The organism is Serratia sp. H1w (assembly GCF_000633355.1).
In the GTDB taxonomy this organism is placed as follows: Bacteria; Pseudomonadota; Gammaproteobacteria; order Enterobacterales; family Enterobacteriaceae; genus Chania.
The window spans coordinates 82,371-101,034 of record NZ_AYMQ01000094.1 but is presented as its reverse complement, the minus strand read 5'-3'; the positions used below and the strand labels follow the sequence as shown (position 1 = coordinate 101,034).

General features: G+C 55.7%; 17 protein-coding genes. 6 read left to right on the top strand and 11 right to left on the bottom strand.

Features of this window, described 5'->3' with window-relative positions; translation table 11 throughout:
* Positions 1-21: 21 nt before the first annotated feature.
* Positions 22-636 (bottom strand): LysE family translocator, encoded by a 615-nt coding sequence (locus U869_RS0121375; RefSeq protein ID WP_025120455.1) that lies wholly within the window; start codon positions 634-636, stop codon positions 22-24.
* A 129-nt stretch (positions 637-765) separates the two neighbouring features.
* On the opposite strand from U869_RS0121375, the gene U869_RS0121370 reads away from it, so the two are divergent.
* The 3 genes from U869_RS0121370 to folA all read left to right on the top strand — a co-directional run bounded on the left by U869_RS0121370 (position 766) and on the right by folA (position 2,651).
* The gene (locus tag U869_RS0121370) at positions 766-1,566 is read left to right on the top strand and encodes a threonine/serine exporter ThrE family protein (protein ID WP_025120456.1); all 801 of its coding nucleotides are present in this window, start codon (positions 766-768) and stop codon (positions 1,564-1,566) included.
* Complete coding sequence (locus U869_RS0121365; protein WP_025120457.1) at positions 1,563-2,027, top strand: threonine/serine exporter; 465 nt, start codon at positions 1,563-1,565, stop codon at positions 2,025-2,027. Before U869_RS0121370 ends, U869_RS0121365 begins: the two co-directional genes overlap by 4 nt.
* Before the next feature lie 141 nt (positions 2,028-2,168).
* Positions 2,169-2,651, top strand: coding sequence for a type 3 dihydrofolate reductase (gene folA, locus U869_RS0121360; protein WP_025120458.1), 483 nt, complete (start codon positions 2,169-2,171; stop codon positions 2,649-2,651).
* 46 nt (positions 2,652-2,697) lie between these two features.
* Here folA and apaH read toward each other — a convergent pair whose 3' ends face one another.
* The 6 genes from apaH to lptD all read right to left on the bottom strand — a co-directional run bounded on the left by apaH (position 2,698) and on the right by lptD (position 9,468).
* Positions 2,698-3,549: a bis(5'-nucleosyl)-tetraphosphatase (symmetrical) ApaH gene (apaH, locus tag U869_RS0121355; RefSeq protein ID WP_025120459.1), complete on the bottom strand. Its 852-nt coding sequence runs from the start codon at positions 3,547-3,549 to the stop codon at positions 2,698-2,700.
* A 2-nt stretch (positions 3,550-3,551) separates the two neighbouring features.
* Positions 3,552-3,929, bottom strand: a complete 378-nt coding sequence (apaG, locus tag U869_RS0121350) for a Co2+/Mg2+ efflux protein ApaG (protein ID WP_025120460.1) — start codon at positions 3,927-3,929, stop codon at positions 3,552-3,554.
* A 13-nt stretch (positions 3,930-3,942) separates the two neighbouring features.
* A complete protein-coding gene (gene rsmA / locus U869_RS0121345) occupies positions 3,943-4,761 on the bottom strand; it encodes a 16S rRNA (adenine(1518)-N(6)/adenine(1519)-N(6))-dimethyltransferase RsmA (RefSeq protein WP_025120461.1) in 819 nt (272 codons plus the stop codon).
* Complete coding sequence (gene pdxA / locus U869_RS0121340) at positions 4,754-5,746, bottom strand: 4-hydroxythreonine-4-phosphate dehydrogenase PdxA (RefSeq protein WP_025120462.1); 993 nt, start codon at positions 5,744-5,746, stop codon at positions 4,754-4,756. Before pdxA ends, rsmA begins: the two co-directional genes overlap by 8 nt.
* The gene (surA, locus tag U869_RS0121335) at positions 5,733-7,034 is read right to left on the bottom strand and encodes a peptidylprolyl isomerase SurA (RefSeq protein ID WP_025120463.1); all 1,302 of its coding nucleotides are present in this window, start codon (positions 7,032-7,034) and stop codon (positions 5,733-5,735) included. Before surA ends, pdxA begins: the two co-directional genes overlap by 14 nt.
* A 67-nt stretch (positions 7,035-7,101) precedes the next feature.
* Positions 7,102-9,468, bottom strand: coding sequence for an LPS assembly protein LptD (gene lptD, locus U869_RS0121330; RefSeq protein ID WP_025120464.1), 2,367 nt, complete (start codon positions 9,466-9,468; stop codon positions 7,102-7,104).
* A 230-nt stretch (positions 9,469-9,698) separates the two neighbouring features.
* On the opposite strand from lptD, the gene djlA reads away from it, so the two are divergent.
* Positions 9,699-10,520, top strand: a complete 822-nt coding sequence (gene djlA / locus U869_RS0121325) for a co-chaperone DjlA (RefSeq protein WP_025120465.1) — start codon at positions 9,699-9,701, stop codon at positions 10,518-10,520.
* Positions 10,521-10,571: 51 nt separating this feature from the next.
* On the opposite strand, the gene rluA is transcribed toward djlA, so the two are convergent.
* From rluA to U869_RS0121310, 3 genes are all read right to left on the bottom strand, one after another.
* Positions 10,572-11,222: a bifunctional tRNA pseudouridine(32) synthase/23S rRNA pseudouridine(746) synthase RluA gene (gene rluA / locus U869_RS0121320; protein WP_024483552.1), complete on the bottom strand. Its 651-nt coding sequence runs from the start codon at positions 11,220-11,222 to the stop codon at positions 10,572-10,574.
* Between the two features lie 55 nt (positions 11,223-11,277).
* Positions 11,278-14,184 carry an RNA polymerase-associated protein RapA gene (gene rapA, locus U869_RS0121315; protein ID WP_025120466.1) on the bottom strand — a complete coding sequence of 969 codons (2,907 nt, stop codon included), beginning with the start codon at positions 14,182-14,184 and terminating at the stop codon, positions 11,278-11,280.
* Between the two features lie 343 nt (positions 14,185-14,527).
* The gene (locus tag U869_RS0121310) at positions 14,528-16,894 is read right to left on the bottom strand and encodes a DNA polymerase II (RefSeq protein ID WP_025120467.1); all 2,367 of its coding nucleotides are present in this window, start codon (positions 16,892-16,894) and stop codon (positions 14,528-14,530) included.
* A gap of 171 nt (positions 16,895-17,065) precedes the next feature.
* Here U869_RS0121310 and U869_RS0121305 point away from each other — a divergent pair, with 171 nt between their 5' ends.
* Positions 17,066-17,833, top strand: coding sequence for a DedA family protein (locus tag U869_RS0121305; RefSeq protein ID WP_025120468.1), 768 nt, complete (start codon positions 17,066-17,068; stop codon positions 17,831-17,833).
* A 400-nt stretch (positions 17,834-18,233) separates the two neighbouring features.
* Positions 18,234-18,314, top strand: a complete 81-nt coding sequence (dinQ, locus tag U869_RS31970) for a damage-inducible type I toxin DinQ (protein WP_166735140.1) — start codon at positions 18,234-18,236, stop codon at positions 18,312-18,314.
* Between the two features lie 56 nt (positions 18,315-18,370).
* Here dinQ and ilvN read toward each other — a convergent pair whose 3' ends face one another.
* Complete coding sequence (gene ilvN / locus U869_RS0121295) at positions 18,371-18,664, bottom strand: acetolactate synthase small subunit (RefSeq protein ID WP_024527189.1); 294 nt, start codon at positions 18,662-18,664, stop codon at positions 18,371-18,373.

Here is an 18,664-nt window from a genome sequence, read left to right as displayed (position 1 = left end):
GGGCTGACCCCTCGCCGGTTGTTAGCTCAGAGCAACCTTGATGCCCAAGGCGATCAACATCCCGCCCAGCAACTTATCGACCACTTTCTGAGTTTTCTCCAGCCCGCGGCGCACCGGTCCGCTTTGGATCAAAAACACCAGCACCGGCCACCACAAGGCGGAAAGACCGAGGATAATCCCGGCATACCACAGCTTTTCACCCAGGCCAGAGTTGATTTGCAGCACTTGAGTAAACACCGCCAGAAAGAACAGAGTGGCTTTCGGGTTGAGCAGATTGCACAGGTAGCCTTGCACAAAAGCGCTTTTCAGGCTGACCTGTTGTTGCGGCAGGCTACTTACGTTCATCTTGCTGTCGCCACGTGATAGCAGGGCTTGAATACCGACCCAAATCAGGTATACCGCACCGGCGTATTTCAGCACGTTGAAGAGCCACGGCGTGGTGGTGATCACTACCGCCAGACCCGCAACACAGTAAGACATGTGGGTCGCCACGCCGCAGATCACACCGAACGCGGTCATCATTGCTGCCAGACGCGGATAGCGCGCCGCGTTTTTAATCACCAGGAAAAAATCTGGCCCTGGGGAAAGCATGCCGAGGGTGGCAATACCGGCGACAAACAATGAAGTTTCAAGCATGGGCGGGTTCTCTGATAAAAAGACCGAATTATGCTGATAATAACGCCACTCCACCTGATGCGCATCAACCTATTGAGGTAATCTCTGGTTATATGATGAACATTCATTCAGGGAGATACGTTGGACGTTATGAAGCAGGAATTAACCGCAGAGATACCCGGAGTTAACCATCAACAGCGTGAAATCACCCGTCTATGTATTCAGTGTGCATTGCTGTTGCTACAGCACGGGGCGGAAAGCACGGTAGTAGAGCAACTCTCAACCCGCCTGGGCCTGGCGCTCGGCATGGACAGCGTAGAAAGTTCCATTTCGGCCAACGCCGTGGTGCTGACCACCATCAGTAATGACGCCTGCCTGACCACCACGCGTAAGAACGTTGATCGCGGGATCAACATGCAAATGGTGACCGAGGTGCAGCACATCGTGATCCTGGCGGAACACCATCTGGCGGATGCCCATGACGTGGCCCGGCGATTTGAAAAGATCCGTCCGCTGCGTTACCCACGTTGGCTGGTGGTGCTGATGGTGGGGTTGTCCTGTGGCTGCTTCAGCATGCTCAACGGCGGCGGGCCCGATGCCTTTGCGGTCACCTTTATGGCCAGCGGTTTGGCGATGTTTGTGCGCCAGATGCTGACCGCCCGTCATATGAATCCTTTGATCAACTTTTGCCTGACGGCCTTTGTCGCTACGTCGGTCTCCGGCCTGCTGTTGCGGCTACCCGTTTTCCACCAAACTTCCAGCGTGGCAATGGCGGCCAGCGTGCTGTTGCTGGTGCCCGGTTTTCCGCTGATCAACGCGGTAGCCGATATGTTTAAAGGCCATGTGAATACCGGTCTGGCCCGTTGGGCGATGGCCAGCCTGTTGACGCTGGCAACCTGTATCGGTGTGGTGATGGCAATGTCGTTGTGGGATTTGCGGGGGTGGTCATGAGCCTGCTCTGGGCGCTGTTACAGGACATGCTGCTGGCGGCAGTACCTGCGCTGGGCTTTGCCATGGTGTTCAACGTTCCGGTGCGAGCGCTGCGCTATTGCGCCTTGCTAGGGGCGTTGGGTCACGGCTCGCGGATGCTGCTGATGCATTTCGGCATGAATATTGAGTGGGGCTCGTTCCTGGCCGCCATCCTGATCGGTGTGATCGGCATTTACTGGTCACGTTGGCTGCTGGCGCACCCGAAGGTGTTTACCGTTGCGGCGGTGATCCCGATGTTCCCCGGTATTTCTGCCTATACCGCGATGATCAGCGTGGTGGAGATTTCGCACTTGGGCTATAGCGAAGCGCTGATGTCGGTGATGATCTCCAACTTCCTCAAGGCCTGTTTTATCGTGGGAGCCTTGTCGATTGGTCTGTCGGTACCGGGCCTATGGCTGTATCGCAAACGTCCTGGCGTTTAAGGCATTTGCTAAGGATCTGGGATTATTAAAGTTTATCTTCAGAGCCGTCCGATATATGGCTATCGCTCTATTCGTCTATCGACGGTTGACGGGGCTTTACGTATAGTGTGAGCAATTTTGCTGCCTATACAGGGTTAAACAATGATTATCAGCCTGATTGCTGCTTTGGCGGCGGATCGCGTTATTGGTATGGAAAATGCCATGCCGTGGCACCTGCCGGAGGATTTGGCGTGGTTTAAACGTAACACGTTAAACAAACCGGTGATTATGGGCCGCAAGACCTTTGAGTCGATTGGTCGCCCGTTGCCGGGCCGCCATAATATCGTGTTGAGCAGCCAACCGGGTAATGAACCTGGCGTGACCTGGGTGACGTCGCTGGAAGAAGCTCTGACAGCGGCAGGAGATGTGGAAGAAGTGATGGTGATGGGCGGTGGCAGTATTTACAGCCAGTTCCTGCCAAAGGCTTCCCGCATGTATCTGACACATATCGATGCCGAAGTGGGTGGCGATACCTACTTCCCGGATTACGAACCGGACGAATGGGAAACCTCATTCAGCGCTTTCCACGATGCGGACGCACTGAACTCTCATGGTTATTGTTTTGAGATTTTAGAGCGCCGTTAAGGCGGTTGAGCTATCAAATGGGCACCCTTGGGTGCCCATTGCCGTTTTAGGAAGCGACCAGCGTATCCGTGCCGTCTAGCGTTTCACCGCGATTGCCCGGTTGGGTAAAGTAGCGCTTGTCTTCCCAACGTAACATCGTCAGATCCCCGCCCCAACAGCAGCCTGTATCCAGTCCGATAATGCCTTCCGGTGTGCCTTTGCCTTCTAGCGATGCCCAGTGGCCGAAAATGATGGTGTACTCGGGATCGACCAGACGCGGCAGATCAAACCAGGGCTTCAAAGGGGCGGGCGCGGTGCCTGGCGCATCTTTGCAGATCATGTCCAACTGGCCGTTAGGGAAGCAGTAGCGCATGCGGGTCAACGCATTGGTGCTAAAGCGCAGGCGCGCCAGCCCGCTCAACTCTGGACTCCAGTTGTTGGGCATATCGCCGTACATCGCATCCAGGAACAAAGGGTAGCTGTCGCTACTGAGCACGGCTTCCACTTCACGGGCGCAGGTCTGCGCGGTCTCGATATCCCACTGCGGGGTAATTCCGGCGTGGCCCATGATCAGCTTACGTTCTTCATCCACCTGCAACACCGGTTGGCGACGCAGCCAGTTGATCAACTCGTCAGCGTCAGGGGCTTCCAGCAGAGGGGTAATGCGGTCTTTGGGTTTATTGCGGCTGATACGGGCGTATACCGCCAGCAGGTGCAGATCGTGGTTACCCAGTACCATGCGCAGTGCCGGGCCGAGAGAGCGCGCGTAGCGCAACACTTCGAGCGAGCCGGGGCCACGGGCGACCAGATCGCCGGTCAGCCATAGCTGGTCTTGCAGCGGGTCGAAATTAACCTGCGCCAATAGCGACTGCAGTTCATCGAAACAGCCATGAACATCGCCGATAAGATATGTCGACATAATTAGTGGATCAGCGTTGGAATGGCTAAACGGAACACCGGAATAGCGGTACGGAATGGCTGACCCTGATGATCAACCATCTCATAGTGGCCTTCCATGGTGCCCAGCGGCGTTTCGAGTACCGCGCCGCTGGTATATTGAAACTCGCTGCCAGGGCGGATGATCGGCTGTTCACCGATCACGCCTTCACCCTGAACTTCGGTCTGGCGACCGTTGCTGTTGGTGATCAGCCAGTAACGGCCCAGCAGTTGCACGTCAAAGCGCCCCAGATTACGGATGGTAACGGTATACGCGAAGACGTAACGTTCTTCCTCAGGTATCGACTGCGATTCAACATACACACTCTGGACCTGAACACATACACGGGGCGAATCAATCATGACTACTGCTCCTTTATTGCTGTTGCGCCTGTTGCTCTGAAAGCCAGTTTGCCAGCTTACAGTACTGCGCTACAGAAATATTCTCTGCTCTGAGCGTCGGATCGACGCCGAGTTCCGTCAACTGTTCCGGGGTGAACAGATCGCCCAGGCTGTTGCGGATGGTTTTTCTGCGTTGGTTAAACGCCTGAGTGGTCACGCGGCTTAGCATGCGCACATCGCCGACGACATTTGGCATCACCAGATGCGGTACCAGACGCACCACGGCAGAATCGACTTTAGGCGGCGGCGCGAACGAAGTTGGCGGTACTTCCAACACCGGGATCACGTTACAGTAATACTGCGCCATCACGGTCAAGCGCCCGTATGCTTTGCTGTTCGGGCCGGCAACCAGACGGTTGACCACCTCTTTTTGCAGCATGAAGTGCATGTCGCGGATAGCCGAAGTATAGCTGAAAAGGTGGAACATCAGCGGCGTCGAGATGTTATACGGCAGGTTGCCGAACACGCGCAGCGATTGGCCTTCTTCGGCGGCCAGCTCGGCGAAGTTCACCGTCATGGCATCTTGCTGATGAATGGTCAGCTTGTCTTTCAACTGCGGGTGATTGGCCAGACGGGCTGCCAGATCGCGGTCGAGTTCAATCACCGTCATGCGATCCATACGTGCGCCAACCGGTTCGGTCAAGGCTCCGAGGCCAGGGCCGATTTCGATCACGGCTTCGCCCGGCTGTGGGTGAATGGCCGAAACAATGCTATCGATGACAAACTGATCGGTTAAAAAGTTCTGTCCAAAACGTTTGCGGGCAAAGTGCCCTTGGTGGACTCTATTATTCATTGCTGTTAATTATCATTTTAATGGCGAGATCCAAGGCCGTTTTGAAGCTGCCTGCATCGGCAGTGCCGCTGCCAGCCAGTTCCAACGCGGTACCATGGTCGACCGAGGTACGGATAAAAGGCAAACCGAGGGTGATATTCACCGCCCGACCAAACCCCTGGTATTTTAGTACAGGCAAGCCCTGATCGTGATACATCGCCAGCACCGCATCCGCATGTTGCAGATATTTGGGCTGGAACAGCGTATCCGCCGGGAGCGGGCCAATCAGTTGGATGCCTCGGCTACGCAGAACGTCCAAAGCCGGAATAATCACATCCAGCTCTTCACGCCCCATATGGCCGCCTTCCCCTGCATGCGGGTTCAGCCCACAGACGTAAATCTGCGGCTGCGGGATGCCAAACTGGTTTTTCAGATCCCGATCGAGAATGGTGATCACTTCGAACAGGGTCTGTTGGGTGATGGCGCCCGGCACTGCCAGTAACGGCAGATGGGTGGTTGCCAGAGCGACGCGCAGCTCTTCGGTCGCCAACATCATCACCACACGTTCACAATGGCTGCGATCGGCAAAGAATTCGGTGTGGCCGGTAAAGGCGACGCCAGCGTCGTTGATGATGCTTTTGTTGACCGGGCCGGTGACCAGCGCGGCGAACTCACCGTTCAGGCAACCGTCACAGGCGCGGGCCAAGGTCGCTACCACGTAGGCACTGTTGGCCACGTTTAACTCGCCTGCGACCACGGCCGCCGGAGCAGCAACGGGTAATACCGTTAGCGTCCCGGCACGTTGTGGCTGTGCAGGCTGGCTTGGTTGGTAATCGCGCAGCGTGAGCGGTAACGCCAACTGGCGGGCGCGCTCAAGCAACAAGGCCGGATCGGCGCATACTACCAGCTCAACAGGCCAATCCTGTTGTGCCAGTGCGGCGACCAAATCCGGCCCAACCCCGGCAGGCTCGCCGGGGGTGATAACGATACGGTTATTGCGGTGCATTGCTTCCATCGAGGATCTTCACGTAAGCAGCGGCACGTTGTTCCTGCATCCAGGTTTGCGCTTCTTCGGCAAACTTGCGGTTAAACAGCATGCGGTAGGCACGATCTTTCTGCGCCGCATCGGTTTTATCCACCTGACGGGTATCCAGCAACTGGATCAGGTGCCAGCCAAAGGAGGAGTGTACCGGCTCGCTGACCTGGCCTTTTTGCAGCTTCAGCAGCGCATCGCGGAAGGCAGGATCGTACATGTCAGGCGAAGCCCAACCCAGATCGCCGCCCTGCAAGGCTGAACCCGGATCTTGTGACAGCTGTTTGGCTTCGTCTTCAAACTTCGCTTTGCCACTCTTGATGGCCGCAGCCACTTCTTGCAGCTTGGCGCGGGCCTGATCGTCTGTCATCACCACGGAAGGTTTCAACAGGATATGACGGGCATGCACTTCGGTCACGGAAATCGCCTGAGAACCGCCACGGATATCGTTAACCTTCAGGATATGGAAGCCGACGCCAGAGCGGATTGGGCCAACCACGTCACCTTTTTTGGCACTGGATAGACGTTCTGCAAACAGCGTTGGCATTTCCTGTAGCTTGCCCCAACCCATGTGGCCGCCTTTCAGCGCCTGAGAGTCTGCGGAGTAAGTGATCGCCAGCTTGCCGAAATCGGCACCGCTGGTCGCTTCACCCACCAGACGTTTCGCCAGCGCTTCAGCTTCATCAACCTGCTGCTGCGATGGGTTTTCTGGTAATGGGATCAGGATGTGGCTGATGTTGACGTCGGTTTCACCGCCGTTCTGTGCACCGACCTGTTTGGCTAACGCATCGACTTCCTGTGGCAGGATGGTGACACGGCGGCGCACTTCATTGTTACGCACTTCGGAGGTCAGCATTTCCTTGCGGATTTGCGCACGGTAAGTGTTGTAGTTCAGACCTTCGTAAGCCAGGCGGCTACGCAGCTGATCCAGGCTCATTTTGTTCTGGGCAGCAATATTGGCGATTGCCTTGTCCAGATCGGCATCGCTGACGGTGATCCCCATTTTTTGCGCCATCTGCAGCAGGATGTTATCCGCGATCAGACGTTCCAGGATCTGGTGACGCAACGTGTTGTCGTCTGGCAATTGCTGGCCAGCCTGCTGTGCGTTGAGTTTCACCGATTGCATCAGGCCGTTTACGTCGCTCTCGAGCACGACGCCGTTATCGACGACGGCGGCGACTTTGTCCACTTGTTGCGGTGCTGCGAACGCGGTATTGGCACAAACCACCAATCCGAGAAAAAGCGTTCTCCAGTTCTTCATACATTTCCCGTTATCTGAATCCGCAAATGCGGGTGAAAGTTGTTGTTTTTCAATATGCTAAACAATATCAAAATGCACGTTGATAAGGCAGGATACCCGCACGCAGCATTTCATTGGTCCCAATGCTGTGATCGCTGCTCAAGCCACGCAGTTCGACGTTGAACGAAACTTTGTTATCGTACTTACTGACCTGGTTGCCGTAGTCCCAATCGGTGATCTTACGCTCATAACCCACGTTAACCGCCCAGCAGCAGGTGTTATAGCGCAGGCCGACCAACTGGTTAGCGGTTTGTTTCGCACGAGTGTCGTAGTAATACGCTCCGACCACCGCCCAACGATCGGCAATTGGCCAACTGGCCACCAGACCGACCTGTGAAATACCGTCCTGATAACCTGGGTTGCTGATATCAGGCAGGGTAGCCGAAATATACTCCGGGCTGGCATAACGGTAGTTCAACTGCACCATGCGATTCTGATCCTGACGATACTCCACTACCGCGTCACCTAACGCGAAGCTGTCAAGACGGGTGTCGTACTGCACGCCACCACGCAGGCCCCAACGATCGTCAATCTTCCAATAGGTATCACCAGCCCAGACTACGCTGCCGGTATCATCACTATTATCAAAGCTGCTGCTTTGATCCCCGGTCCGCGAACGGCTGAGGTAGTAGATTTGACCTACGGAAACGTTAAAACGTTCAACTAGCGCATCATCATAAATGCGCGAAGTGATACCGGCTGCCAAACGGTTCTGCGAGGCGATACGATCCAGGCCGCTGTAGGAGCGGTCGCGGAACAGGCCCGAGTAGTCGGTTTGCAGCAGGGTTGAGTCATAGGTATAGATATTGCTTTGATCGCGATAAGGCACGTACAGGTACTGCATACGTGGCTCAATGGTCTGGGTATAGCCCTGTGACCAATCCATTGGGCGATCAAACACCACTTTACCGTCGGTCTTGAACTGTGGCAGTACGCGGTTGACCGAGTCTTCCAGATCGGGCACCGGGCTACCCGGGTTACGGCTGGCATAGTCGGCGGCAAAGCCGTTCGGAATCGTCTGCTGGAAATGCGTCGCCATCAGTTTGGCTTCGGTATTCAGGCTGCCCCAACTGTTGGCCAGCGGCAGATTGATTGCCGGTTCTACGTGCCAACGCGTAGCTTCCGGGTTATTCGGGTTGACGCTGGTAAACTTGGCGACCTGGCCGTAGGTGTGGAAATCAAACGGGCCGATATCCGATTTATAGTAGTTGAGATCCAACTGCGGCTGCGCACGGTAGGCGTTTTGGTTGCCTGCACCGCTGAAAATCTGGAACTGTTTGGAGGCCAGCGTGGCATCCCAGTTCTCATCGGCATAACCGACGCTGAATTTCTGCGTGGCGTAGCCATCGGTAGTGGAACCGTATTTGGAGTCCAGATCGGTGAAGTAATAAGGATCGCTGACCTTGGTGTAGTCGACGTTGAAACGCCACACCTGATCCATAACGCCGTTATGTGCCCAGTAGAACAGCCAACGTTTACTGTCGTCGGCATCCCCGTGATCTTTCTCGTACTGGCTATCGCTTGGCAGCCAGTCGAAGGCCATGGTACCCAGGCCCGGTTGTACCAGATAGCGGAATTCGTTCTGCCATTGCAGCCCACGATTGGTCATGTAGTGCGGCGTGATGGTGGCATCAAAGTTCGGCGCAATGTTCCAGTAATACGGCAGCATGAACTCGAAGCCGTTATTACTGCCATATTTGGCATTGGGGATCAGGAAGCCGGAACGGCGCTTGTTACCCACCGGAAGCTGCAAGTAAGGGCTATAGAACACCGGCACCTTGCCAATCTTGAAACGGGCATTCCACACTTCGGCCACTTCTTCTTCGCGATCGTGGATCACTTCGGAGCCAACGACGCTCCAGCTGTCATCCCCTGGCAAGCAGGAGGTGAAAGTGCCGTTTTCCAGGATGGTGTAGCGGTTTTGACCGCGCATCTTCATCTTGTCGGCTTCACCACGCCCTTGGCGGCCCACCATCTGATAGTCGCCTTGATAGACGTCAGTATCTTTGGTGTTCAGGTTTGACCAGGCTTTTGGCCCTTTCAGTTTGATCTGATTATCCGCGTAGTTCACGTCGCCGGTGGCGGTAACGGTACGGATAGGGTCCGGCTGCCCGTCTTTTTGCGTCTGGTTAAGCTCAACCTGCTTCGCAGTCAGGGTGCTGTTGCCCTGTTCGATATTCACGTTGCCGCTGAACAGCGCGCTGCTCGGGTAATTGGCCTGTGAATCATCGGAAATGATGGTGACCGGCAGGCTGTTGGGATCGCCGGTGATGACTGGTTTGTCGTAAACAGGCACGCCGAGCATACATTGCTCGGCCAGATCTGCCAGCGCGTGCTGACTGTAAATTGCCGTCCAAATCAACGTGGCCAGCAGTGTTGGGAAACTTTTTTTCATACGCGGTTTTGGTGTTCCGTCATCAGAGGCGTCATGTCCGGCAAACGGTCAGAGCCTATATCACTCATCAGCGTTGCGCTAGTGTTAAATCCTGCCGTTCGAATGCGTCGTCGTTAGGCGCAGAGATAAATGACAGGTATGATAATCGAATTCTTGAAAAAAATCGCCTTAACCCTTGCGCGTACCGATAGGGATACACGGCTTATTACGGTTTGATAGTTGGGGAGTATATGCAGTATTGGGGAAAACTGCTCGGAGTGATTGTTGCCATTTGGGCTGGCGGCGGATTCTGGGGTGTAGTGTTAGGGCTGATTGTTGGTCATATGATCGATACCGCACGCAATAACAAGCGCAGCCGGGGCTTCTTTACCGATCAACAAACGCGGCAGACGTTATTTTTCCGCACCACCTTTCAGGTTATGGGGCATCTGACCAAATCGAAAGGGCGGGTAACCGAAGCCGATATCCAGATAGCCAGCCTGTTCATGGACCGCCTGCAACTGCATGGCGAGGCCCGCACCGCGGCGCAACAGGCGTTTCGTGAAGGCAAGCACAGTCAGTTCCCGCTGCGTGAAACCTTGCAACAGTTACGTAGCATCTGCTTTGGCCGCTTTGACCTGATTCGGATGTTTCTGGAAATTCAGATCCAGGCCGCGTTTGCCGACGGTTCGCTGCATCCGAACGAACGTCAGGTGCTGTATGTGATTGCCGAAGAGCTGGGCATTTCCCGCGCTCAGTTCGATCAGTTCCTCAGCATGATTGAAGGCGGACGTCAGTTTGGTGGTGGGCAGCAGGGGGATTACTCCTATGGCGGCTACCAGCAGGCGCAACGTGGCCCAACGCTGGAAGATGCCTGCAAGGTGCTGGGCGTTAACAGCAGCGACGATGCCACCACCATCAAGCGCGCCTACCGCAAGCTGATGGGCGAGCATCATCCGGACAAGCTGGTGGCCAAAGGGTTACCGCCGGAAATGATGGAGATGGCGAAGCAGAAAGCGCAGGAGATCCAGGCGGCTTACGATCTGATCAAACGCGAAAAGGGCTTCAAGTAAAGCCAGAGATTTTACCGGGGTAGGGGTTCAGCATGCTGAACCCACTGCTACTCAGAAATCCGGCTCGACGCGAAAATGCATCGGGGTCTGGAACGCTGGATGGGTGATCCGCAATTCTTGGGCGTGCAGTTGCAGGCGTGGGGCCATCGCCTTGGCCTCTGGCGGGGCGTAGAAGCCATCGCCGAGGATCGGGTGACCCAATGCCAGCATATGTACGCGTAATTGGTGTGAGCGCCCGGTGATGGGTAGCAGCTTGACCCGCGTGCTGCCATCCGCATCACGGGAAAGTACCACATATTCGGTCTGTGCAGCCTTGCCGGTTTCAAAACACACTTTCTGCAATGGCCGGTTTGGCCAGTCACAAATCAGCGGTAAATCTACCAGCCCTTCATCCTGTGCCATATGCCCCCATACGCGGGCGATGTAGCATTTTTTCGGCTCACGCTCGCGGAACTGGCGTTTTAGCTCACGTTCGGCAGCCTTGTTCAACGCTACGACGATCACCCCGCTGGTGGCCATATCCAGGCGATGTACCGATTCCGCCGCAGGGAAGTCGGCCTGGATACGCGTCATCAGGCTGTCTTTGTTCTCCGGCGCACGGCCAGGCACGGAAAGCAGCCCGCTGGGCTTGTTGACCACGATGATGTGCTCATCCTGATACAGCACGTGCATCGGATCTTGCGGGGGATTGTAAGGTTCCATGTTAGCTCCGCTGAGAAGGGCAAACCGGGAAGCCAAAGGCTTCCCGTCAAGTGGATTACTGGTGTGTTACCACTACCAGGCGAATCGCATCCAGTCGCCATCCCGCTTCATTGAGGTTAACCAGCACCTGTTTACGGTTGAACTCCAGCGCTTCGACTTCGTCGTCACGGATGTTCGGGTTAACCGCTTTCAGGGCTTCCAGACGGGCCAGTTCGGTGCTCAGTTTGTCATCGGCTTCATGCTTGGCCTGCTCGATTAGCGCACGCGCCTGCTCTTCCACCAGGCTTTCGGCCTGTTGTAGCATCACGTGCACCTCTTGCTGTACCGCATTCACCAACTTGCTGGAGGTGTGGCGGTTGACCGCGTTCAACTGACGGTTGAAGCTTTCGAACTCGACCTGTGCCGCCAGGTTGGTCCCCTTGCGATCCATCAACATGCGGATCGGCGTTGGCGGCAGGAAGCGGGTCAGTTGCAGGTGTTTAGGCGCCTGCGCCTCAACCACATAAACCAGTTCGACCAGTAGGGTACCGACCGGCAGCGCCTTGTTTTTCAACAGGGAAACCGCACAGCTCCCGGTGTCGCCGGAGAGGATCAGATCAAGCCCGTTGCGGATAATCGGGTGCTCCCAACTGACAAACTGGGCATCTTCACGCGACAGCGCCTGCTCGCGATCGAACGTCACGGTACAGCCATCCTGCGGCAGTCCTGGGAAGTCTGGCACCAGCATATGGTCGGACGGGGTCAGGACGATCAGGTTGTCGCTGCGGTCTTCCTGATTGATGCCGACGATATCGAACAGGTTGAGTGCAAAGCCCACCAGATTGATGTCGTTGTCTTGTGCGGCGATGGCTTCTGCCAGCGCCTGAGCTTTGTCACCGCCATTGGAGTGCATCTCCAGCAGACGGTCACGGCCCTGTTCCAGCTGGGATTTGAGCTGGATATGCTGCTGGTTACAGGCATGGATAAACTCGTCCAGGCCTTCCTGCTCGGTAGGTGCGGCGAGGTAGCCAATCAGTTGCTCGTAGCTGCTGTCATAAATCGGACGGCCGGTCGGGCAGGTATGCTCGAAGGCATCCAGCCCTTCATGGAACCAGCGGCCCAGCACGGACTGAGCGGTGTTTTCCAGGTAAGGCACCATAATCTGGATGTCATGCATTTGGCCGATACGATCCAGACGGCCGATACGTTGCTCCAGCAGGTCTGGGTTGAACGGCAGATCGAACATCACCATCTGGCTGGCAAACTGGAAGTTACGCCCTTCCGAACCGATTTCAGAGCACAGCAGCACCTGTGCACCTTCTTCTTGTGAAGCGAAGTAGGCGGCGGCGCGGTCGCGTTCGATAATGCTCAGCCCTTCATGGAACACGGCGGCACGGATCGCTTCGCGCTCGCGCAGTACCTGTTCCAGTTGCAGAGCGGTAGCCGCCTGGGCGCAGATCACCAGCACTTTTTCATGACGGTTGGCGACCAGATAATCCAGCAGCCACTCCACGCGCGGGTCGAAGTTCCACCAGGTGGCATTCTCGCCTTCGAACTCCTGATAAATCTGTTCCGGGTAGAGCATATCGCGGGCGCGGGCTTCGACGGTTTTCTTGGCGCTCATGATGCCGGAGACTTTGATTGCCGTCTGATATTGCGCTGGCAACGGTAGTTTGATCTGGTGCAGGTGACGGTGTGGGAAACCTTTTACGCCATTACGGGTATTACGGAACAGCACGCGGCTGGTGCCGTGGCGATCCATTAGCATGGTGACCAGTTCCTGGCGCGCCTGCTCGCTATTGTCGGTATCGCTGTTGGCCGCTTTCAGCAGCGGTTCAATGTCCTGCTCGTCGATCAGTTCACCCAGCAGGTTCAGTTTGTCATCCGCCAGGCGCTCGCCGCTCAACAGCAGCGTCACCGCATCGGCGACCGGACGGTATTTCTGTTGATCGGTGACAAACTCCTGGTAGTCATGGAAACGGCTGGGATCCAGCAGGCGCAGACGGGCAAAGTGGCTCTGCTGACCGAGCTGCTCCGGAGTTGCCGTCAACAGCAGTACGCCGGGAATGTGCTCTGCCAACTGTTCAATCACCTGATATTCACGGCTTGGCGCTTCTTCGCTCCAGGCCAGGTGATGAGCTTCGTCTACTACCAGCAGATCCCAATGGGCATCGGCCAACTGCTCAAGGCGCTGTTTGTTGCGACGCACGAAATCCAGCGAGCAGATCACCAACTGTTCGGTTTCGAACGGGTTGCTGCTGTCGAGCATCGCTTCGGAGTAGCGGCTATCGTCAAACAGGGAGAAATAGAGGTTGAAGCGACGCATCATTTCAACCAGCCACTGGTGTTGCAGGGTTTCCGGCACCACGATCAGCACGCGTTCGGCGCGGCCAGCCAGCAGTTGCTGATGAATAATCATCCCGGCTTCGATGGTTTTACCCAGACCGACTTCATCGGCCAGCAGTACGCGCGGCGCATGGCGCTGGCCGACTTCGTAGGCGATATGCAACTGGTGTGGGATCAGACTGGCGCGCATGCCACGCAGGCCAGCGAACGGCAGACGATACTGCTCACTCTGGTACTTGCGAGCACGGAAACGCAGCGCAAAGCGATCCATACGATCGATCTGGCCGGCAAACAGGCGATCTTGTGGCTTGCTGAAGGTCAGCTTGCTATCCAGCAGCACTTCACGCATGGCGACGCCGCTTTCCTGGGTATCCAGGCGCGTGCCGATATAGGTCAACAGGCCGTTATCCTCTTTGACTTCCTCTACCTGCAACTGCCAGCCTTCGTGGTTGCTGATGGTATCGCCCGGGTTGAACATCACGCGGGTAATCGGTGAGTCGTTTCTGGCATAGAGGCGGTTTTCACCGGTGGCGGGGAAAAGCAGGGTGACCATGCGCACGTCCAGTGCGACCACGGTTCCCAGTCCCAATTCGCTTTCCGTATCGCTGATCCAGCGTTGACCAAGTGTAAAAGGCATAGTTTGTCGGCTCGATTCTTATTAAGTAAGTCTTGCTACCCGGCGGATAAGCTCTGGGTAACCTGTTTCAACTGCTTGCTATTGCCGGCCACACTGGTTGGCTAGCTTTATTGTCGTTTAGCGGGCAATAGTTTGTTACGCCATGCTAGCGTCTGGTGACGGCATTGCGACAACGGTGTTGTGAATAGTGGTTCAGAATTTGGGAAGGGCGCTATGGTAATGGAAGGCGGCGCATTCGTCACCTGTAAAACCCGATGATTTTTTCTTCTTAAATTCTGATTAACACCTGCGAAAAGAGAGGGGTTCTCCGGAGAGATGGCCGTAGCCCTCGCTTTTTTACTGCTCAGAACAGTCCTATCTGCTTGGTCACCAACGCTGAAAAATCGTCGTATAGGAAGGGAAGTATCGCGTCTGCCACCGGTTGCAGCTGGCGTTCGAGATAATGATCGTAGTCGATCGCGGATTGCCGGGTTTCCAGCGGTTCTGGCCCAGCCAGCGTCATCACATAGCTGATCCAGCCACCGTTCTGATATTGCAGCGGCCGCCCCTGTTGACGATTATAGTCATCGGCCAGGCGGGCTGCACGGGCATGAGGCGGAACATTGCGTTGATAGTCGTCCAGCTTGCGCCGCAGGCGTTTACGGTAGACCAACCGATCGTCAAATTCGCCGTTCAGCGTTTTAGCGACGTATTCGCGCACAAAATCCTGATAAGGCTGGCGCTTGAAGATGCGTTGATAGAGCTGCTGCTGAAACTGCTGAGCCAGCGGGGTCCAGTCGGTACGTACTGTTTCCAGACCTTTATACACCATTTCTTCACTGCCATCCGGTTTGCTGATCAGCCCGGCGTAGCGCTTTTTGCTGCCCTGTTCGGCACCCCGGATGGTCGGCATTAAAAAGCGCGAGTAGTGGGTTTCAAATTCCAGCTCCAGCGCATTCTCCAGCCCATATTGCTGTTGCAGGTGTTGCTGCCACCATTGATTGACGTGATCCAACAGTTCGCGGCCAATCTCGGCGGCCTGTTGTTCGTTGTGGGCCTTTTTCAGCCAGACAAACGTCGAGTCCGTATCGCCGTAGATGACCTGGTAACCTTTTGCCTCGATCAATTCCCGCGTCTGGCGCATGATCTCATGGCCGCGCAGAGTGATTGACGAGGCCAGTCGGGGATCGAAGAAACGGCAGCCGCTCGATCCCAACACGCCATAGAACGCATTCATAATGATCTTCAGCGCCTGCGACAGCGGCTTGTTGTTGTGGCGCTTGGCCGTTTCGCGCCCTTGCCAGATTTGGCGAACAATTTCAGGCAGGCAGTGCTTGTTACGTGAGAAACGAGCCTGGCGAAAACCGGGTACCGAGTTCTCATCGTCTGGATGCTGCATGCCTTCGACCAGCCCGACGGGATCGATCAGGAAGGTGCGGATGATCGACGGGTACAGGCTCTTGTAATCAAGCACCAATACCGAATCATACAGGCCGGGCTGTGAATCCATCACAAAACCACCGGGGCTGTGTTCTTCCGGTAACTCCCCAAGATTGGGGGCTACATAGCCCTGGCGATGCATGCGTGGAATATAGAGGTGGTTAAAGGCCGCCACCGAACCGCCGCTGCGATCGGCAGCCAACCCGGTTACCGTGGCACGTTCCAGCAGGAAGGTCAGTAGTTCGGTTTTGGCGAAAATTCGCGTGACCAGCTCGCAGTCCTTCAGGTTATAGCGTGCCAGTGCGGGTTTATCCTCGGCAAAGCGGCGGTCTATTTCTGCCATCCGCTGGTAAGGATTGTCGATCGACTTTCCTTCCCCAAGCAGCGTTTGCGCTACATATTCCAGGCTGAAGGACGGGAAGTTCCAGGTGGCCGATTTCAGCGCCTCGATACCATCAATAATCAACCGCCCGGAAGCCGAGGCGAAGAAGTGGTTTTGCTTGAAGCCATGCTCGCGCCATTCCAGCAAGCTGCCGCCACGGCCAAAGCGCAGAGGGATTTGATAGCGTTCAGCGTGCTTTTGCAGTACCCGCAGGTCGAACTGCACCAGGTTCCAGCCGATGATGGCGTCGGGATCGTGCTGCTCCAGCCATTGGTTCAGGCGTTCCAGCAGCTGTGGACGGCTATTGCAGTATTCCAGCTCGAAATCCAGAGGCTCGTTGCCGCCGTTGGCCGGGCCAAGCATATAGACTTGGCGCTGACCGCAGCCTTCCAGCGCGATGGAGTAAAGCTCGCCGTGGGCGGTGGTTTCGATATCCAGCGACACCAGTTTTAAGTTGGGGCGATAGTCAGGAGAGGGCTTCATCTGGGCATTAAGCCATAGCCCATGGCCGTCGGGTTGGCCGTTGAACCAGACCGGAGCGGTGATAAAGCGCTCCATCAGATAGCGTTCCGGCGGGCGGATATCGGCCTCAAACACGTTGACGCCACCCTCTTTCAACAGCTTTTCCAACTTGATCAACTGACGGTGCTGGCGGCAATAAAGCCCCATCACCGGCCTGGAGTGGAAATCCAGCAACGGCAGGGGTTTCAGCTCGATATGACGCTCTTCACGCAGCAGCAACTCGGCCCGCTGACGCTGTTCGGCGGGAATAAATGCCACGGAGGTTTGCGGTGCCAGCCGTAGCCGTTGTGGCCCGCTGTCGGTCGCCAGCCAGAATTCGACTTCGGTACCGGCAGGCGTATCACGCCAATGGCGAGTGAGCAGGAAACCCTGTTGTAACGATGTCACTGGTCGCTGGGTATCAATGAAGAATGGGTGTTTATAGTATGGGTATTTATACAGTCATTGTCCATGATTGGCTGGATCGGCCAAATCTACATACAATTCAACGATTGACTCACCCCGGTCCGGGCCGGACAATCCTCCGCCCACGCGCTTGAGCTTATACACAGAGGTTTAATGGAAGCCTATTTACAACAGTTGATCACCCAGTCATTGGCTTTCACCCTGGTGGTGGTCATGTTGGTGGCGTTCCTGGAGTCATTGGCGTTGGTCGGTTTGCTATTGCCGGGCACGGTGATGATGGCCAGCATTGGCGCACTGATCGGCAGCGGGCAGGTGGATTTTTATATGGCCTGGGGAGCCGGCATCGTCGGTTGTCTGCTGGGGGATTGGATTTCCTACTTTATTGGCCGGGCCTTCAAGGGGCCGCTGCACCGCTGGTCGTTCCTGAAAAAGAACAAGGCGCTGCTGGATAAGACCGAGCATGCGCTGCATCAGCACAGTATCGTAACCATTTTGATTGGCCGCTTTATTGGCCCGACGCGTCCGCTGGTACCGATGGTGGCCGGGATGCTTGATCTGCCACCCTATAAATTTGCCTTGCCCAATATCATTGGCTGCCTGACCTGGCCGCCGATCTATTTCTTCCCTGGCATTCTGGCAGGCGTGGCGATCGATATCCCTGCCAGCACTAACAGCGCGTTGTTCAAATGGCTGCTGTTTGGCGTTGTGGTGCTGACCTGGCTCGCAGCCTGGCTGAGCTGGCGTTGGTGGCGTGAAGGGAAAAGTAGTGCCGACAAGCTGACGCGCTGGCTCACACCGATGCGGCTACGCTTGGCCTGTATCGCTAGTTGGGCAGGGGCGTTGGTTTGTTTCTATTACATGCACCAGCAGGCGTTGATGCCAGTGTATCGGCATCTGCTGTGGAAAGTGCTGGCGGGCTGAGAACAAAATTTGGGCGTAAAAAAACCGACTGGTGAGGTCGGTTTTTTTATTTTCCGGTTTCGAGTTAGTGACTCTGACCGGTTGAGACAGCCCTCATCTAACAGTGTTGATTTTATCGTCGATCTTCCCCAATGTCAAAAACTCAGAAATCGGATATCTGTTATGTCGTGAGCTGAGTTGGTTAAGATATAATCAGCCGGTTAGCTCTGTTGTTGTCTTTACTTCGGTGTGCGTACGTACCTATTCAAGTCCTGGTCGGATGTACGGATGGTGCCGTTATCCGACGCTCTGGCCGGAGTGAGACAGCCTTCATCTAACAATGAGCGCTGCGCTGTGACAGGCAATGTAAGAGTAAGCGGCGGTGGCTCACTCCATGTCATGGAGAAAACGGGTGATTGATATTGATAAGGCAATCATCGTTCTTGGGGCGCTGATCGCGTTACTGGAACTGATCCGTTATGTGCTTCAGTTGCTGAACTGATAACGGAAACGTAGCTAAGGCCGGGGCTAAACCACTCCCCGGCCTTTAACATTGTCCTATTGGAAGAAGGCTTCCAACTGCTCAAACACCCGCATATCTTCGCTATGGCGTTTCACCTGCAAGACATCTTCCAGCTTCTCAACCTGACTGATCATCTGCACCAGGCGCTGATCGTCGGCTACCAATAGCCAAATGCGGCTTTGCGTCCCATCTTTCAGCGGCATACACAGAATGCCTTCCACGTTAAATGCACGGCGGGCAAACAGGCCGCAAACGTGGGTCATCACGCCCGGATGGTTTCGTACCGCCAACTCCAGGATCACTTGTGGGTTCTTTTGTAGTGATTGCAT

What these genes read in the sequence shown, in the direction of transcription:
- rluA (WP_024483552.1), bottom strand. Translation starts at nt 11,222, where the DNA reads ATGGAACCTTACAATCCCCCGCAAGATCCGATGCACGTGCTGTATCAG.
- folA (WP_025120458.1), top strand. Translation starts at nt 2,169, where the DNA reads ATGATTATCAGCCTGATTGCTGCTTTGGCGGCGGATCGCGTTATTGGT.
- apaG (WP_025120460.1), bottom strand. Translation starts at nt 3,929, where the DNA reads ATGATTGATTCGCCCCGTGTATGTGTTCAGGTCCAGAGTGTGTATGTT.
- rapA (WP_025120466.1), bottom strand. Translation starts at nt 14,184, where the DNA reads ATGCCTTTTACACTTGGTCAACGCTGGATCAGCGATACGGAAAGCGAA.
- U869_RS0121305 (WP_025120468.1), top strand. Translation starts at nt 17,066, where the DNA reads ATGGAAGCCTATTTACAACAGTTGATCACCCAGTCATTGGCTTTCACC.
- pdxA (WP_025120462.1), bottom strand. Translation starts at nt 5,746, where the DNA reads ATGCACCGCAATAACCGTATCGTTATCACCCCCGGCGAGCCTGCCGGG.
- surA (WP_025120463.1), bottom strand. Translation starts at nt 7,034, where the DNA reads ATGAAGAACTGGAGAACGCTTTTTCTCGGATTGGTGGTTTGTGCCAAT.
- lptD (WP_025120464.1), bottom strand. Translation starts at nt 9,468, where the DNA reads ATGAAAAAAAGTTTCCCAACACTGCTGGCCACGTTGATTTGGACGGCA.
- U869_RS0121375 (WP_025120455.1), bottom strand. Translation starts at nt 636, where the DNA reads ATGCTTGAAACTTCATTGTTTGTCGCCGGTATTGCCACCCTCGGCATG.
- ilvN (WP_024527189.1), bottom strand. Translation starts at nt 18,664, where the DNA reads ATGCAATCACTACAAAAGAACCCACAAGTGATCCTGGAGTTGGCGGTA.
- apaH (WP_025120459.1), bottom strand. Translation starts at nt 3,549, where the DNA reads ATGTCGACATATCTTATCGGCGATGTTCATGGCTGTTTCGATGAACTG.
- U869_RS0121370 (WP_025120456.1), top strand. Translation starts at nt 766, where the DNA reads ATGAAGCAGGAATTAACCGCAGAGATACCCGGAGTTAACCATCAACAG.
- U869_RS0121365 (WP_025120457.1), top strand. Translation starts at nt 1,563, where the DNA reads ATGAGCCTGCTCTGGGCGCTGTTACAGGACATGCTGCTGGCGGCAGTA.
- djlA (WP_025120465.1), top strand. Translation starts at nt 9,699, where the DNA reads ATGCAGTATTGGGGAAAACTGCTCGGAGTGATTGTTGCCATTTGGGCT.
- rsmA (WP_025120461.1), bottom strand. Translation starts at nt 4,761, where the DNA reads ATGAATAATAGAGTCCACCAAGGGCACTTTGCCCGCAAACGTTTTGGA.